This is a genomic window from Thermalbibacter longus, assembly GCF_023806485.1.
In the GTDB taxonomy this organism is placed as follows: Bacteria; Chloroflexota; Chloroflexia; order Thermomicrobiales; family Thermomicrobiaceae; genus Thermalbibacter; species Thermalbibacter longus.
Genome location: NZ_JAMSLR010000004.1, coordinates 38843 through 54418, shown reverse-complemented (window position 1 = coordinate 54418; position 15576 = coordinate 38843). Strand labels below are relative to the sequence as shown.

Genomic DNA, 15576 nt, shown 5'->3' with positions numbered 1-15576 from the left:
CCGACCTCACCGGCGACGGGCGACCACTTCGAGATGCGGCCGCAGCCAGGGCGGCAAGCGGCCCACCGGAAGGCGCTCGGCCAGCGGGCGCAGCCCTCGAATCGGGACCTTGCGGAGCTGGGCCGGCGTGAGCCTGGGCTGTGCGACGAAGCGGCAGGTGAAGCCGCTGGCGGCTAGGCGGTGACGCAAGTCGCCCGGCGAGAACATCGAGGGATGCCAGAAGGGATAGTCGTACAGCCCGGCCAGCCGGTAATAGGGCACCGCCAGGAGACGGTTGGGCGTCTTGAACAGGTAGTGACCGCCGGGACGCAGCACCCGGGCCACCTCCCGGAAATGGCGATCTGGATCGGGCAGATGCTCGACCAGGTCGCTCGAGATCACGATGTCCAGGCTCTCGTCGGCGAACGGCAGGCGCTCGGCGTCACCGCAGACGGCGAGCGCCCCGCTCACCCGTCTCCGGAATGGCTCGAGCGCCGTCCTGGCCAGGTCGAGCCCGATCAACGTGCGATAGCCCAGTCGCTGGAGTGCCTGCAGCAAGAACCCTCCGCCGGCGCCGAGCTCGAGCACCGAAAGGTGGCGTGGCAGCGACTCCAGCTCGCGCAGCAGGCCGCGCGGCAGGTTGTGGTCACCGTAGGTGTTCGCCCAATCCGGGTAGGTCCGGTCGACCGCCTCGTAGAACTGGCGGCGCAGGGCGGGCGAGGGAGGCTCGCGGCGGTAGCGGTCCGCGCAGCTACGACAGAGGAAGGCGCGCCCTACGAAGGCAGCCCCGCAGAGAAGACAGCGCCGCCAGGAGCGCTCAACCACCATGGCTCCAGCTCTCCCGCGCGCGCCGTGCCACCCAGGCCAGCGCTCCGGCGACGACGGCAATATAGGCCGCGGTTAACCAAGGATCGCGCCAGAACAGGCGGGCATACCCGCGAGCCAGGCCTCCGAGCACGGAGAGCACCGGCACGTCCTCCGCGTAGAGCGCGTTGAGCACCAGTCCCCCGGCCGGCGCGCCGGGGTCGTCGGCGCTCGAGAGCGGCAGACCGCCCGGCGGTCGGATCCACGACCAGTGCACGATGACCGGCCGGTCACCGGCCTGGATCGTGACGCGCAGGTAGCAATCACGCGTCGGCCCGGTGGGCTCGAACGTGACCTCGAGCACCCCCGTCAGCCCCGACCACAGGGCCTGGTCCAGTGGAGTCTCTACCAGCATGCGCTCGGCATAGGCCGGCCGGAAGATCAGGTCGCCGTCAGCCTCGCCGTTACCCTCGAGTCGGCTTCCTTCCGGGTAGACATCGATGGGACTGAAGCGGAAGGTGACCGCACTCCCCGGCCGCGCGCCGGCAGCGGTCAGGGTGAAGCGGTACTCCTGCCGGTAGGAGTCCGGCAGCGGCTCGAATGCGAAGGTGACGTGGCTCTGATCGTGGAGCGTGGAGGCCGGCAGCCGCGACTCGCGGAGCAGCGCGCCGTCGGAGAGCCGGTAGAGGCGTAGTATCACCTCTCCGGTGTTGCGGCGCGACGGGGGCGGCAAGCTCGCGAACTGATCCTGATCGACGTAGCCTCGGCGCCCATCTGGCAGGATCACCTCGGCCCAGCCCTCGCGAGCCGAGCGGACCTCTACCTCGGTCCCCCCGGGGAGCACCGTGACCTCGCGCCCGGCGAAGGGAGCCTCGCGCACGATGGCTGGCTGGCCCTCTCTGAGCCGCCCTGTGCCGGGGGAGAAGTCGGCACCGTACGTCGAGACCCTGAGCGTGATGCCGTTCAGCCCAGGGTAGAGCGAGCGAAACGTCTGCCCGACCGTCCGTCCATCGACCAGCTCGCCGAGCCACTGCTCGCTCTCTGGCCAGGCGTAGAAGTCGCGGTCGGGATAGCGCGGGTCGAGGTCAGGCTCGTAGGTAACGCGTAGCGATGCCCCCCCGGTCAATGCCGGCGTCTGGCCGGGGGAGAACTCGGTGGGCACGTTCACGCGAAGCTGGATCCCGCGCAGCCCGTCGTGCGCCGAATAGAACGGCTGGCTCGCACTCGTGTACACCGTGATGGTGCTGGCGCTGGGCGGGAGCGAGGAGACGAGCGCGACCGGCGCCCGGCACCCGGCGAGGTACAGCGCCAGCCCGAGCAGCGCAGCCGGCCAGAGGCCCCAGGAGCCGCTTCGTCTGGGGAGATGCCCTCGCATGAGACGACGAGCCTGGAGTATCGCCCTCAGCATGCCTGCTCCTCGTTCACCGGCGCGTGATCGCCCGTGCCTCCACCCGCCGCGCCCGCAGCCGGCATCCCGGCGCGCCATAGGACAAGGACGCGCCAGGCCAGCCAGAGTGTCACCGCGGCGAAGAGCCCGCGCACGACCGGCTGCCAGACTTCGGTCGGCAGCAGCGCGGCGGCCACGAGCTGCGGGTCGGGCAAACGCTCTACCAGATCCTTCCCGAGCGGCTGGAAGAGATCCCAGGTAACGTTGCTGCCCCAGCGGGCCAGCCAGACCACGTACAGCGCGATCTGCGCCGCGTGGGCGAGGATCAACCGCGAGTCGAGCGCGAGCCAGGGCACCAGGAGCGGTACGGCCCAGATGGCGTACTGCGGGTTGAATGGCATCAGCGCGATCAAGAGGAGCATCGTGGCCGCGCCCCCGGCCAGGAAGGCGTCCGTCCCCTGGTTGGGCCGGTTGAGCCACCACAGGAGCAGCAAGGCGTAACCCATGGGCAGGAGCGGCACCATCTCGTCGCCGACGGGCAACGCCAGGCTGATCAGGTAGCGGACGTGCGGATAGCGCCCCAATAGTGTCAGCGTGGGGCTCTGACCGGTCAGGCCCAGGACAGTCAGGTCGAGGCACAGCCAGAGAGTGGCTATCACCCCAGCCAGGAGGAGTGCCTGTCGCCAGGAGCGGCGATAGGCGGCGATATAGAACGGTAGCGCGAAGACGGGAAAGAAGCGGGCCAGGCCCCCCAACCCGAGCAGGATCAGCCCGGCCAGGCGAGCGCCCCGTCGTGCCAGAACGATCGCGGCCAGCACCGCGACGATGGAGAGCGAGTCGTGCCGGCCGAACATCATGCTGGTGTAGATCACCAGCGGATTCAGCCACCACAGTGCCAGCACGCGTGCCCGCCACCTCGGCTCGACCAGCCGGGTGAGCAGCCAGCCGTTCACCAGGTCGGCAACCAGATACGGGAGCTTCATCAAGAAGAGCGCGCGACCCAGATAGGCGTACGAGAGGAAGCGCTCCAGCTCCGACGGCTGTGCCCCGATGCCGGCGACTCCGGAGTACGACGACCAGATAGCGCTGTTATCCGGCAGCCAGCGCTCGATGACCAGGAACCAGAGGTTGTGTACCTGCTGGATGATCACCTGCCCGCTCCAGCTCAGCCAGGCACCGTGGGTCACAGCATCGTTGGCCCGAGAGTAGATCTGGTAGAGGTCGCTGTGGAAGGTCGCTGGCATCAGCGCCAGCCGAACGAGCAGCCCGGCAACCCAGATGGCGGCGACGAGCGCAGCCTCCCGGCCGGCAGCAGCCTGAGCATGCTCCGGAATCGCTCGCTGGCGTCGCTCTCGAGCGATCGTCCTCATGGTCGACTCCTGAGAGCGATTGAGCTCGCGAGCAACGCGAGCGGCAGGCCGGCCACCAGCACGCCACGGTGGAGGAGCGCCGCTCCGGCCAATGGGCCGGCCGGCAAGCCGAGCAGCCCTCCGATTGCCAATGCCCCTCCCTCGCGGACGCCCAGACCGCCGGGGATGGGGGTCACCAGACCGGCCAGCGCTGGGAGACCGGCCAGGAGCAGCAGCCGTGCTGGATCGAGTCGCATCCCCAGCGCCGCAGCCACCAGCCAGAAGCAGGCGAGATCGCTGGCCCAGCGGGCGAGCGTCAGAAGCCCCAGCCAGGGGTAGAGGGCCCGGGCGCCGAGCAGTCTCCGGCCGCTCGATCGAAGGGCTTCGAGGTGGGAGTCGAGACGACGGCTCCCTCGTACCGCCGCGAGCGTGATAAGCGCCGCCCCAACCAGCAGCCCGAGCCAGAGCGCAGCTTCCGGTCGCTGGAACTGCGCCTCGCTCGCAAGATCGGGAACCAGCAGATATCCCAGTCCAGCCATGAAGATCAGCGCTCCGGCATCCAGCGCTTGCTCGACTGCCAGCGTGGGAGCGGATCGAGCCAGCCCCACGCCGTACGCCTGCCGGGCAACCAGTCCCTTTACCGGCGCCCACGCGTACCCGGGCAAGATGTAGTTGGCGAGCGTCGCCGCCACCGTGGCACGAACGGCCGCCCGGAGGGGCAAGGACTGGTCGAGTGCCTGCAGCATGCGTTGCCAGCGCCAGGCGTGCACGACCGGAGCGAGCGTTGCCGGGAGCAGCGATAGCAGGAGGGCTGCCGGTCGCGCCTCCCGGAGGATGGTGAAGGTCGAGCCGAACTGGCCTGCCCAGAGCACCACCAGGGCCAGCAGGGCTATCCCAGCAACGAGCCAGACCGCATGACGGGCTGACTGGAGCGGAGTGGGACGAACCGGCAGCCTCATCGCCCATCCCTCTCGACCACACCCAGCATGCGCGCGGGCAAGCGCGAGTCCAGCAGCGCGTCCTGCAAGCGATCGGCGAGCGCCTGGCGCGTGGCGAGCTGCAAGAATGCCTGGCGCGCTGCGGCGCCGAGTCTCGCGCGCAATCCGTGATCGTTCAGTGCCTCGATGGCGCTGGCCAGAGCCGCTGGATCGGCCGGCGGCACGAGGAACGCGGAGCGCTCGTGCTCCAGTACCCGGCGCACAGCAGGCGAGTCCCGGGTGACGATCGCGGCGCCCATCGCCATCGCCTGATAGACCTTGTTCGGCACCACGCGCGCCGCTTTGGCGGTGTCTCCGAAGATCCCGAGCACCACGTCCGCGGTAGCGATCCAGGCGGGCAGATCGCGGTAGGGAACCCAGGGCAGGAAGCAAGCGTTGCGCAAGCCCAGGGTTCGGGCGAGCGCCTGCGTCTCGCCGGCGAGCTGGCCTTGCCCGATCAGGACGAAACTGGCGCGCTCGGGCCCGAGCAGAGCCGCTGCGCGCACGATCGTCTCCGGCCCGTGGAGCGGGATGAAGGTGCCGTAGAAGAGCACCCGGAGCGCCTCCGGTGCCCGCGCCGGCCAGCCAGGAGACGACAGCGCCCGCGCCGGCGAGAAGAGTTCCTCATCGGCACCCACGGGCACGACCACGATCCGCGACCGCGCTGACGGAGCCAGCGCGCGCATGTACTGCGCGTTCTCTTCCGTATCGGCCAGCACGACGTGAGCCAGCCTGAGGGCGACCTGGTCGAGCAGCCGGATCGCCCGGGCGCGCATCCCCCCGGGCGGAATCAGCCGGCGGTCTTCGACGAGAGTGTCGGTCAGCGTGACGAGCGGGTCGAAGATCAGCCGGCGGCGGCTCAACCGGACGAACGGTCCGAGGGCCAGCATATCGAGGTGGCCAGGGTAGCCGACTAGCACCACATCGACCCGAGCGAGCCGTCGCGGCAGCCGGACAAGGAGCGTCGCATAGGCTCGAAGCAGCCGTACCCCGAGCGAAGCCAGAGACCGCCAGCGGCGGGCGGGTGCTAGGCGGTCAGGTAGCCGATCCCATACCGGGACATTGAGGGTATCGATGGGGCAGCCGAGCGCCCGTAATCCTGCCTGGGTGAGCGCATTGCGCGGATATTCCGGCTGGAACGTGCCGAGCGCCAGCACGCGCGGGCGGTTTGGAGCTGCGTGGCGCTGGTCGCGGAGTTGCACCGTGCGCCGCCTCCCTGCTGGAGCAGGACGAACGCGCCACCGGCCGAATGCGGCCGTACCGGCGCCCAGTGTACGACCCGAAACGTGACCGGTCACCCTGGCAGGGGAAAAAGGAGAGGGCGCGCTGCCGATCGGCAGCGCGCCCAGCAGTCCCGACGGCCTGGTCTAGTACTCCATGCCGCTCGGCATGGCCGGAGCCTTCTCCTTCTCCGGCTTCTCGGTGATCAGCGCCTCGGTGGTCAGAATCATCGCCGCGATCGAGGTGGCGTTCTCGACCGCCGAGCGGGTGACCTTCACCGGATCGATCACGCCCCACTCGACCATGTCGCCGTACTCCTCGCGGATCACGTCATAGCCGATGTTGGGGTTGTTCTGCTCCTTCTGGAGCCGGCGAACCGTCTCGATCACCACCGAGCCATCGAGACCGGCGTTCTCGACGATGCCGCGCATCGGCTCCTCGAGCGCCCGCTTCACGATCAGCACACCGGTGCGGATGTCGCCGTCAGCCTCCACGTCATCGAGCGCCGCCATCGCATTGACGAGCGCCACGCCACCACCGGGCACGATGCCCTCCTCCACGGCAGCGCGGGTCGCGCTCAGCGCGTCCTCGACGCGATGCTTCTTCTCCTTCAGCTCGACCTCAGTGGCCGCACCGACCTTGATCACCGCGACGCCGCCGGCAAGCTTCGCCAGCCGCTCCTGGAGCTTCTCGCGGTCGAAATCGCTGGTGGTCTGCTCGATCTGGGCCTTGATCTGCTCGATGCGCCCCTTGATGTCCTCTTCGCGACCATAGCCCTCGACGATGGTCGTCTCGTCCTTGGTCGCGACCACGCGGCGAGCCCGCCCGAGGTCATCGAGCGTCGCGGTCTCGAGCCGCCGGCCGAGCTCCTCCGAGATCACCGTGCCACCGGTGAGGATCGCGATGTCGCGGAGCATCTCCTTCCGCCGATCGCCGAAGCCCGGCGCCTTGACGGCCAGCGCGTTCAGCGTCCCGCGCAGCTTATTGACCACCAGAGTGGCCAGCGCCTCACCGTCCACGTCCTCGGCGATGATCACGAAGTTCTTGCTGACCTGGAGCACCTTCTCCAGGATGGGCAGCAAGTCCGACACCGCCGAGACCTTCTTGTCGGTGATCAGGATGAAGGGCTCCTCGACGACCGCTTCCATCCGCTCCGGGTTGGTGACGAAGTAGGGCGAGATGTAGCCGCGGTCGATCTGCATGCCCTCGGTGTACTCGACCTCGAAGGCCAGGCCCTTCGACTCCTCGACGGTAATGACACCGTCCTTGCCGACCTTCTCCATGACGTCGGCGATCAGGTTGCCGATCTCGGTGTCAGCCGCCGAGATGGAGGCGACGTGCGCGATATCCTCGCGGCCACGAACTTCCTTGGCCATGCTCTTGAGGTGATCGACCACGCGCTTGCTGGCCAGCTCGATACCGCGCTTGAGCAGCATCGGGTTCGCGCCAGCCGCGATGTTGCGCAGCCCCTCGTGCACGATCGCCTGGGCCAGCACGGTCGCCGTCGTCGTCCCGTCGCCGGCCACGTCGTTGGTCTTGGTGGCCGCCTCCTTGAGGAGCTGGGCGCCCATGTTGGCGAACGGGTCATCCAGCTCGATCTCCTTGGCCACCGTGACGCCGTCGTGGCTTACCGTCGGGGCGCCGTACTTCTTATCCAGCGCGACGTTGCGGCCCTTCGGGCCCAGCGTGGTCTTGACCGCATTCGCAAGAATATCGACGCCCTCCTTCAGGGAGCGCCGAGCATCCTCATGGAACTCGAGAATTTTCGCCGCCACGGTTCCTGCCCTCCTGTACCATCCATCACGACATCCGACTGCTGCCACACCTCAGGGCGGTCGGTGCACCCTCGCTACTCAGTCAGGACCGCCAGAATATCCTTCTCGCTCAGGATCAGGTACTCTTCCTCGTCGATCTTGAGCTCGGTGCCGGCATACTTGGCGAAGAGCACCTCATCGCCGACCTTGACCTCCATCGGCATGCGCTCCCCGTCGTCGTTCAGCCGGCCCGGCCCAACAGCGATGACCTCACCTCGCTGGGGCTTCTCCTTCGCCGTATCCGGCAGGACGATGCCGCTCTTGGTAACCTCTTCCCGCTGGATCGGCTTGACTACGACCCGATCACCCAGCGGCCGGATTTTGGTGCTGGTCAACACCATGGCCAACCAACCTCCCTCATGCTGCGGCGCCCCCGCGCCGCCCTACTACCCCAACTGCTGCCGGTTAGCACTCTCGACGATCGAGTGCTAACCAGTGCGTATAGTATTCAACTCCGTGCCAACTTTCAAGGGTCAGCGCGTTGAATTTGCGCCAGGTCGTATCATGCGGGCTTAGGCTCCGCGATAGCGATGGCTCGGGGGCAGACGCGCGACCGAGTGGCGGATCGATGAGGCATAATCGCTGTCGCCACCAGGCCGCCAGGTGCCTGGCGATTCCGAGTAGCCCGAGACGAATGGAGGTACCGTGGCCTACCAGGTTGCCGAGCGCGTCGTCCAGCTCCGACCGTCGCCCACGCTGGCGGTGAGCGATCGCGTGCGCACGCTGCGCGAGCAGGGGCTCGACGTCATCGACCTCGGTGGAGGAGACCCCGACTTCCCGACGCCTGAGCACATCTGCCGGGCCGCTGCCGAGGCGATGCTCCGCGGCGAGACCCACTACGTCGCCAGCGCCGGGATCCCGGCGCTCCGACGCGCCATCGCCCGGAAGCTGCGCGAGGATAACGCGATCGAGGTCGATCCCGCGGAGATCATCGTCACTCCTGGAGGGAAAGCTGCCCTGTTCGTCTCGATCCTGGCGCTCGTCGGGCCTGGGGACGACATCTTGATGTTCGACCCCGGCTGGGTGTCGTACGAGCCGATGGTCACCATCGCTGGTGCGCGCTGCCTGCACGTCCCGCTCGACCCAGCCGAGAACTACCGGATCTCCAGGGAGGCGATCGAATCCCGGCTCACGCCGGCGACCCGGCTGATGATCGTCAACAGCCCCAACAACCCGACCGGGCGGGTGCTGAGCGAGGCCGAGCTGGCCGCGATCGCCGAGGTGGCGCAGGAGCGCGACCTGCTCGTCATCTCGGACGAGATCTACGAGAAGATCGTCTACGACGGTCACCGGCACCACAGCCTGGCCGCGCTCCCCGGTATGGCCGAGCGGACGCTCACCGTCAACGGCTTCTCGAAGGCCTACGCGATGACCGGGTGGCGGCTGGGCTACGTCGCCGGGCCGGCTCCGCTGATCAAGCAGATCATGAAGGTGCACAGCCATTCCGCCACCTGCGCCACCTCGTTCGCCCAGTGGGGAGCTGTCGCGGCGCTCGAGGGGCCGCAGGACTTCATCGGGCAGATGGTGTCGGCCTGGGACCGGCGCCGGCGCCTGATCACCGAGCGGTTGAACCAGATCCCCGGCTTCCGCTGTCCGCTGCCCGAGGGCGCCTTCTACGCCTTCCCCGATGTCAGCGGAACCGGGCTGAGTGGCCAGGAGGTAGCAGCCCGGCTGATCGACGAGGCGCATGTCGGGGTGACGCCGGGCGACGCATTCGGCGAGGTGAGCGCGGGCTGTGTCCGGTTGAGCTTCGCCGAATCCGACGACAAGATCGAGGCCGCGCTCGACCGGATCGCCCGGATCTTCGGCGGCTGAGCGCAGCCCTCCAGCCGGCAAGCGGCGGGACCGGCTCACCTGGTCCTCGCTAGCTCCCGGCGCGACCGCTGAGGGCAATCACAGGCGCCGTGGCACGGATGACGCGGCTCGCCGCTGGGGAGGCACCAGCCGGGGATAACGACATTGGGACGAATGATCATTCGCTCGTAAAATCTAGAAGGACAGATTGGGGCGCGCCATGCCGGTAATCATCGCAGGCTTCTGGTTGGCCTGGATAGCGCTCAGCCTGGTCCTGGTGGCATGGTTCCTGCTTACGCCGAAGACGCCGGAGCAATTCCGGCGGGCCGAGATGACGAGCGGGCTGCTGGCTGCCGGGTTGGGCTCGGCGCTCCTTCTCGTTCTGGTCTTCGCGCCGCTGCCGTACGGCACCGCAACCGCTACAGCGCAGGAAACGGCGAGTGGATCGGCCTCTCCAGCAGCTACGCGCATCGTGTTCCAGAGCCTCTGGGAAGCAGGCATCGGCCCGCGGCTGGCGGTCTACCTTCTCCTCGTGTCGCTGCTGGTCGGCTGGGCAGCGCTTCTGGCATTCCTGCACGCACACCGCCGCAACCCGGCAACGCTAGCGCTCCTTTGGGGCGTAGTTGGGCTCCTGGTCCTTGCGGTAATGTTGGGCATCTTCAGCATCGGGCCCGTGTTCTTCCCCGTCGCAGCACTCGCGTTCGCCGCCGCCTTCAACGGGAGCCGCCGGCAGCCCGGACCCCAGTCTGGCACCACCAGCTAGTGAGCGGCTCCCGGGTAGCCCGGCAAGGGGATCTCGATCAGGGCCGGAGCGCCGGCTTGTGCTAGCCGGCCGGGCCGCAGGCACAGCACCTCGGCGGTGCTAGGCGCAGGCCTGGGCGATTGTTCCGAGATACGCTTCCCGATTCCGAGACGCTGGCAGATCGCGCTACCTGCCCTCTCCCGCTTCCACGTCGCTGAGTGCCCGCCGCGCGAGACGCTGGGGCGGCTGGACCTGGCATCGTGAGAGGCTACTGGGTGAACCGGGGCAAGCAGAGCAGTAGCGCCTGGGAGAACTCCCAGGCGCTCTCTCATTGCCGGGTTCCGGTCAGCTTCTGCTGGGAGCCGGTGGTCGGATTCGAACCGACGACCTGCTGTTTACGAAACAGCTGCTCTGCCGCTGAGCTACACCGGCACCGGAGCCCACGCCGGGACTCGAACCCGGGACCTCAATCTTACCAAGATTGTGCTCTGCCTCCTGAGCTACGTGGGCACCACGCGGGCGACGACCGCGTTCGCCTCAGGCAGTATACACGAGCCCCCACCCACCGGGCAAGACACGCCATCCGTCCACCCTTTCACGACCGGTCAGCGCAGTGCTGGGGTTAGCCAGCCGAGGAGATCAGGCGGGAGTGCAACCGCACAACCCTGGGGATAGCGAGACGCCACCGAACCGGTCAGAGCAGCCAACGTGCTCCTAGCAGTCTCATGGGCGCTGGGCTAGTTTGCTCGGAGCGCGTCACGAGGCGAGCCGAAGCGTTCCCGTACGCTGGCGTTGACAAAATGCCCCCGACCCTACGACGAATGTGACACTTACCCGGCAGCCAGTCGGACGTCGTCGCTGGCGCGCGAGCGCGAACGCCCCTCGCTCAGTGCAGCAGGATTGGACCACCGCGCACCATATCGTGACAACTTCGGCAGCTTGGCCGGCCGCAGTGCGTGACCATCGGGTCGGCCCGGATAGCCCCGGCGGCGACCTCTAGCGCCTCCCTCGCCGGAAACGCGCGCCACCGGCTCCGGCCTACCGTTACCGCCAGCGCCAGCGGGCCGAGCACCGGCTCGAGTTGCACGAAGCCGTCGGAGCAGGAGGCGCCGACCGGCACCATCAGAGGCCGGCCATCTCGCCCCAGCGCCCACCGGCGTATCAGCGTGCGGCCCGCCCGCTCTTCCGCCAGATGGATCAGCGTCATCGTCTCCAGCCCAACCCCCATCTGCAGCACGCAGCCGCTGCGCCGAACGAGCTCGACGAACGGCGCGTACACGTCGTCTGGTCGCTGGCTCCCCACCAGGTCTGCGGCCAGCGGCCCGACGGCGGTGAACGAGTCGAGCGGGTGGTCGCCGCGCACCCGTCCTGGCATCGAGAGTACCGTGCGCGGGATGACGCCCAGGTATCGGTCGATCTCACCGCACTCTGGCGTGTAGATTCGCGCGGTCTGCTCCGCGCGCGGCTCGACGGCGTCGTAGTCCACGCCGTTACGTAGTGGCCGCATGGCAGACTCGGGCGGGGGTGGGATCTCGTAGCAGGAGCTGAAGGTGGGCACCATCACTGTGCACCCCTCAGCCAGTAGCCCCTCGATCACGGTCGCGGCCCCGCCGTTTACCCAGCCGAAGGAGCGGAGCGAGGCATGGACACAGAGCACGGCCCCGCTCAAGCCGAGCGCCCGTACCCCCTCGCGGATGTCCTCCAGCGAGACAGCCACCCTAGCACTCCTGCGAGCAAAGGACGACGTAGATCTCGCGGTCGCCGGTCAAGTGCCGCGCGTTACCGTCGCCCGAAGCTGCTCGGCGTCCGGCGCGCCCGGTCGCCACGGATCATCGTCGACCGGCTCGATCTCGATGCCGAGTTGGCTCAGCAGTGGCGCAATCCAGGAGGCCGGGTAGGGCTTCGGGTTCACCGGGAAGCCCGGCGCATGGGAGTCCGAGCCCGCGCTCACCAGCAACCCGCGATCGCTCGCCATCGCGCGGTAGCGTGCGGTGTCGTCGTCGCTGTGCGAGCGGTAGTGCGCCTCCAAGCCGTCGATGGCCGCGACCTCGAGCATGCGATCCAGTCGCTCAGCGTCCAGCACACCATCGCCATCGTTCCGGCCTGGGTGCGCCAGCACGCAGTAGCCACCGGCCCGGTGAGCCAGTTCGACTGCCTCCGCTAGCGGTACGTCGACCTGCATGGCCTCGCCGTAGCGCTTGGTCAGCTCGTGCGCAGTCGCCAGGTTCGTCGCGTGCCCGTCGCGGATGGCCGCGGTGAGCACGTGGAACGGCCGCAGCGGCTGCCCATTCACCACCTCGCGCAGCGAGGGGAGCCGGTAGCCGTGCCGCTCGAGAACCTGGATCCCGCGCTCAGCCGCCGCCCAGAGCTGGTCGGCCAGGTAGTCGAGCAGGCGCGCGAAGCTCCAGGCCCGAGGGCTCGCAAGATCGACGCCGTAGACCAGGAGGTGCCACTGGCGCCCGTCCCAGCGTGTGGTGACCTCCACACCGGGGACGAGCAGGATGCCGTGGCGCTGTGCCCGCTCCTGGGCCTCCGGTACCGAGCGCATCGTGTCGTGGTCGCAGACGGCCGCGACCCGAAAGCCGCGAGCAGCCAGATGCTCGACTAGCTCTGCCGGCGTCCATCCTCCATCGCTGGCGACGGTATGGAGATGCAAATCCACCGGGGCATGAGGATCCAGAACTGGGGTGTGAGACGTCACGATCCGAACCCTTCCGACTGGTTCTCAGCCGGCGATCGACGCAAGCCACCAACGCAGTATACCTTGCGGCTCACCACGGCCCGTGCGCGCGCCTGGCGGCCATGGCAGAATGGTCGCACAGGTGCAGGAGGTGTCTCCAGTGATCTCGCTCCGCGAGCTCGCGCGCTACTGCGACGAACTGCTCGAAATCGCCCGCTTCCGCGATGCGGCCGTCAATGGCGTGCAGGTCGAGGGGCGGGCGGAGGTGCGCCGGTTGGCGACGGCGGTGAGCGCCAGCCGGCAGACGATCAGCGAGGCCCTGGCCTGGGGCGCTGACGCCTTGCTCGTACACCACGGGCTGCTCTGGGGCGACCGGCTCGGCCCGATCACGGGCGTCCTCCGGCAGCGCCTTCGCTTGCTCTTAGCCGATGACCTCAGCCTGCTCGCCTATCACCTGCCACTGGACGCGCATCCAGAGCTAGGCAACAACACGCTGCTGGCGCGCTCGCTCGAGCTCGAGCCCATCGAGCCGTGCGGGCCGGTCGCTGGCGTACCGATCGGGTTCGTCGCCGAGAGCAGCGCGCCGCGCCCACTAGTTCACCTCATCGATCAGGTTCGCGAGCTGACCGGGCGCGAGCCGCTCGTGCTACCCGGCGGCCCGGCTGAGGTGCGGCGCGTCACTGTGCTGAGCGGCTCCGGCGCCTCAGCGCTGCCAGAGGCCGCCGAACTGGGATGCCAGGCGCTCTTGACCGGCGAGGCGCGGGAGACGACCATGGCGCTGGCACGCGAGCTGGGCGTAACCGTGATCGCCGCAGGGCACGAAGCCACCGAACGCCTGGGAGTGCAGGCGCTCGGACGGCACCTCGCCGAGCGCTTCGAGCTGGAAACGACGTTCCTCCACGATCCCAATCCGGTCTAACAGACCACGCGAGAGAACGAGGGGAGGTTACGATGAGCCAAACTGTCGCCAACATTTTCAAGGCCTACGACGTGCGCGGCATCTACCCTGACGAGCTGACGCCGGAGCTGGCGTACCGGATCGGGCGCGCGTTCGTCGTGTATCTGCAGCCACGCCACGTGGTCGTGGGCCGCGATATGCGCGTCTCCTCGCCAACGCTCGCTTCTGCCCTCATCGATGGCCTGCTCGATCAGGGAGCGGACGTCACGGACGTCGGCCTGATCAGCACGGACGGGCTCTATTTTGCTGTGGGCAAGTTCGGCTTCGACGGCGGCATCATGGTGACGGCATCGCACAACCCGCCGGAATACAACGGTTTCAAGCTCTGCCGCTCCGAGGCCCGTGCCCTGAGCATGGACGAGGGGATCGGCGAGATCCGCGACCTGGTGCTGGCCAACCAGTTCCCTGACCCCGAGCGGCGCGGCGCGCTCCACCAGCGCGACGTGCTCGCCGACTTCGCGACCCACGTCCTCTCGCTGATCGACCGCACGGTGATCCGGCCGATGAAGATCGCGGTCGACGCGGGCAACGGCATGGGAGGCCGCATCGCGCCGGCCGTCCTGGGCCAGTTACCGATCGAGATCGTCCCGCTCTACTTCGAGCTGGACGGCCGCTTCCCCAACCATGTGCCCAACCCGCTCGAGCCGGAGAATATCCGCGACTTGCAGCGGGCAATCGTCGAGCACGGGGCCGACCTGGGCATCGCGTTCGACGGTGACGCTGACCGCATGTTCATCCTCGACGAGCACGGCCAGTTCGTCGGAGGGGATATCATCACCGCGCTGGTTGCGAAGACGCTGCTGCGCAAGCACCCCGGCTCCAGGATCGTCTACAACCTGATCTGCTCGCGCGCCGTGCGGGAGACGATCGAGCGCGAGGGTGGAGTACCGATCCGCTCCCGGGTCGGGCACTCCTTCATCAAGGCGCTGATGCGCGAGCACGACGCGATCTTCGGCGGCGAGCACTCGGGCCACTTCTACTTCCGCGACAACTGGTACGCCGACTCCGGCATCATCGCCGCGCTCACCGTGCTGGAGCTACTCTCCAGCGAGGGCGTGAGCGTCTCCGAGGCAGTCAAGCCGATCGACCGCTACTTCCGCTCCGGGGAGATCAACATCGAGGCGCGGGACATGCCTGCCGTGCTGCGGGCGCTGGAGCAGCACTTCGCCGACGGCGAGATCGATCACCTCGATGGGCTGACGGTAAACTACCCGGACTGGTGGTTCAACGTCCGGCCATCGAACACCCAGCCGCTGCTGCGCATCAATGTCGAGGCCATCACGCCAGAGCTGCTGCGCCAGAAGACTGACGAGGTGCTGGCCGTTGCTCGCGACGCAGCCTAGTGACCCTCGCTCATGGTCAGGTTGCCAGAGCCAGGAACCCGGATCACGATCGTCAAGCTGAGCCCGGATGGACAGCCGGTCGCCCGTTACCAGGGCACCGTGCTACCGGGACGCACCGGCTGGGTAGTCGCCGAGGCCCGCTGGACATACCGCGAGGTCGAGTCCGGGCCGCTCCGTTTCACGCCGGGCGACCGGCTCATCGAGTACTTCTCTCTCGTCGAACCTATCAGCGCGTTCGCGGTCTTCTCCGCCGGAGGGCGCTTCAAGGGCTGGTACGCCAACGTGTCCTGCCCGCTCGACATCGATGGCGAAGTAGTCCGGTGGCGAGATCTCTACATCGATGTCATCGCCGTCCCGGGCACGGATGTGACCATCCTCGACGAAGACGAGCTGGAGGCAGCCAACATGGCCGAAGCCCAGCCGGACGGCTACCGGTGCATCCTGGCCACTCGCGACCGGTTGCTCGAGATGATCCGCGGACACGAATATCCGTTCTCGGAAGCCTGAGCGAATTCCATAATTGGATCG

At 68.1% G+C, this 15576-nt stretch carries 14 protein-coding genes and 2 tRNA genes; 5 read left to right on the top strand and 11 right to left on the bottom strand.

Annotated features, from left to right (window positions below):
* Positions 1-6: 6 nt before the first annotated feature.
* The 7 genes from NET02_RS07025 to groES form a co-directional block, all read right to left on the bottom strand.
* The gene (locus NET02_RS07025) at positions 7-807 is read right to left on the bottom strand and encodes a class I SAM-dependent methyltransferase (RefSeq protein WP_284056676.1); all 801 of its coding nucleotides are present in this window, start codon (positions 805-807) and stop codon (positions 7-9) included.
* The gene (locus NET02_RS07020) at positions 797-2191 is read right to left on the bottom strand and encodes an SH3 domain-containing protein (RefSeq protein ID WP_284056675.1); all 1395 of its coding nucleotides are present in this window, start codon (positions 2189-2191) and stop codon (positions 797-799) included. The genes NET02_RS07025 and NET02_RS07020 overlap by 11 nt, the downstream gene beginning before the upstream one ends.
* Positions 2185-3540 (bottom strand): hypothetical protein, encoded by a 1356-nt coding sequence (locus NET02_RS07015; protein ID WP_284056674.1) that lies wholly within the window; start codon positions 3538-3540, stop codon positions 2185-2187. The genes NET02_RS07020 and NET02_RS07015 overlap by 7 nt, the downstream gene beginning before the upstream one ends.
* Complete coding sequence (locus tag NET02_RS07010; protein ID WP_284056673.1) at positions 3537-4478, bottom strand: lysylphosphatidylglycerol synthase transmembrane domain-containing protein; 942 nt, start codon at positions 4476-4478, stop codon at positions 3537-3539. Before NET02_RS07010 ends, NET02_RS07015 begins: the two co-directional genes overlap by 4 nt.
* Entirely contained in the window at positions 4475-5698 is a 1224-nt protein-coding gene (locus tag NET02_RS07005) for a glycosyltransferase family 4 protein (protein WP_284056672.1), read from the bottom strand. The genes NET02_RS07010 and NET02_RS07005 overlap by 4 nt, the downstream gene beginning before the upstream one ends.
* Before the next feature lie 165 nt (positions 5699-5863).
* Positions 5864-7492 (bottom strand): chaperonin GroEL, encoded by a 1629-nt coding sequence (groL, locus tag NET02_RS07000; protein ID WP_284056671.1) that lies wholly within the window; start codon positions 7490-7492, stop codon positions 5864-5866.
* Positions 7493-7566: 74 nt separating this feature from the next.
* Complete coding sequence (gene groES / locus NET02_RS06995; protein ID WP_284056670.1) at positions 7567-7872, bottom strand: co-chaperone GroES; 306 nt, start codon at positions 7870-7872, stop codon at positions 7567-7569.
* Positions 7873-8176: 304 nt separating this feature from the next.
* On the opposite strand from groES, the gene NET02_RS06990 reads away from it, so the two are divergent.
* Complete coding sequence (locus NET02_RS06990) at positions 8177-9346, top strand: pyridoxal phosphate-dependent aminotransferase (RefSeq protein WP_284056669.1); 1170 nt, start codon at positions 8177-8179, stop codon at positions 9344-9346.
* 199 nt (positions 9347-9545) lie between these two features.
* Entirely contained in the window at positions 9546-10088 is a 543-nt protein-coding gene (locus NET02_RS06985) for a hypothetical protein (RefSeq protein ID WP_284056668.1), read from the top strand.
* A gap of 339 nt (positions 10089-10427) precedes the next feature.
* Here NET02_RS06985 and NET02_RS06980 read toward each other — a convergent pair.
* From NET02_RS06980 to NET02_RS06965, 4 genes are all read right to left on the bottom strand, one after another.
* Positions 10428-10499 (bottom strand) — tRNA-Thr (locus NET02_RS06980).
* Between the two features lie 5 nt (positions 10500-10504).
* Positions 10505-10577, bottom strand: a tRNA-Thr gene (locus NET02_RS06975).
* A gap of 376 nt (positions 10578-10953) precedes the next feature.
* The gene (locus NET02_RS06970) at positions 10954-11784 is read right to left on the bottom strand and encodes an AAC(3) family N-acetyltransferase (protein ID WP_284056667.1); all 831 of its coding nucleotides are present in this window, start codon (positions 11782-11784) and stop codon (positions 10954-10956) included.
* Between the two features lie 48 nt (positions 11785-11832).
* Positions 11833-12768: a PHP domain-containing protein gene (locus tag NET02_RS06965; protein WP_284056666.1), complete on the bottom strand. Its 936-nt coding sequence runs from the start codon at positions 12766-12768 to the stop codon at positions 11833-11835.
* A 139-nt stretch (positions 12769-12907) separates the two neighbouring features.
* Between NET02_RS06965 and NET02_RS06960 the strand changes: the two genes are divergently transcribed.
* The 3 genes from NET02_RS06960 to NET02_RS06950 are packed head-to-tail and all read left to right on the top strand — an operon-like array spanning position 12908 to position 15555.
* Positions 12908-13666 carry a Nif3-like dinuclear metal center hexameric protein gene (locus tag NET02_RS06960; RefSeq protein ID WP_284056665.1) on the top strand — a complete coding sequence of 253 codons (759 nt, stop codon included), beginning with the start codon at positions 12908-12910 and terminating at the stop codon, positions 13664-13666.
* Between the two features lie 32 nt (positions 13667-13698).
* Positions 13699-15048, top strand: a complete 1350-nt coding sequence (gene glmM / locus NET02_RS06955) for a phosphoglucosamine mutase (protein WP_284056664.1) — start codon at positions 13699-13701, stop codon at positions 15046-15048.
* 12 nt (positions 15049-15060) lie between these two features.
* A complete protein-coding gene (locus tag NET02_RS06950; RefSeq protein ID WP_284056663.1) occupies positions 15061-15555 on the top strand; it encodes a DUF402 domain-containing protein in 495 nt (164 codons plus the stop codon).
* The last annotated feature ends 21 nt before the right edge of the window (positions 15556-15576 follow it).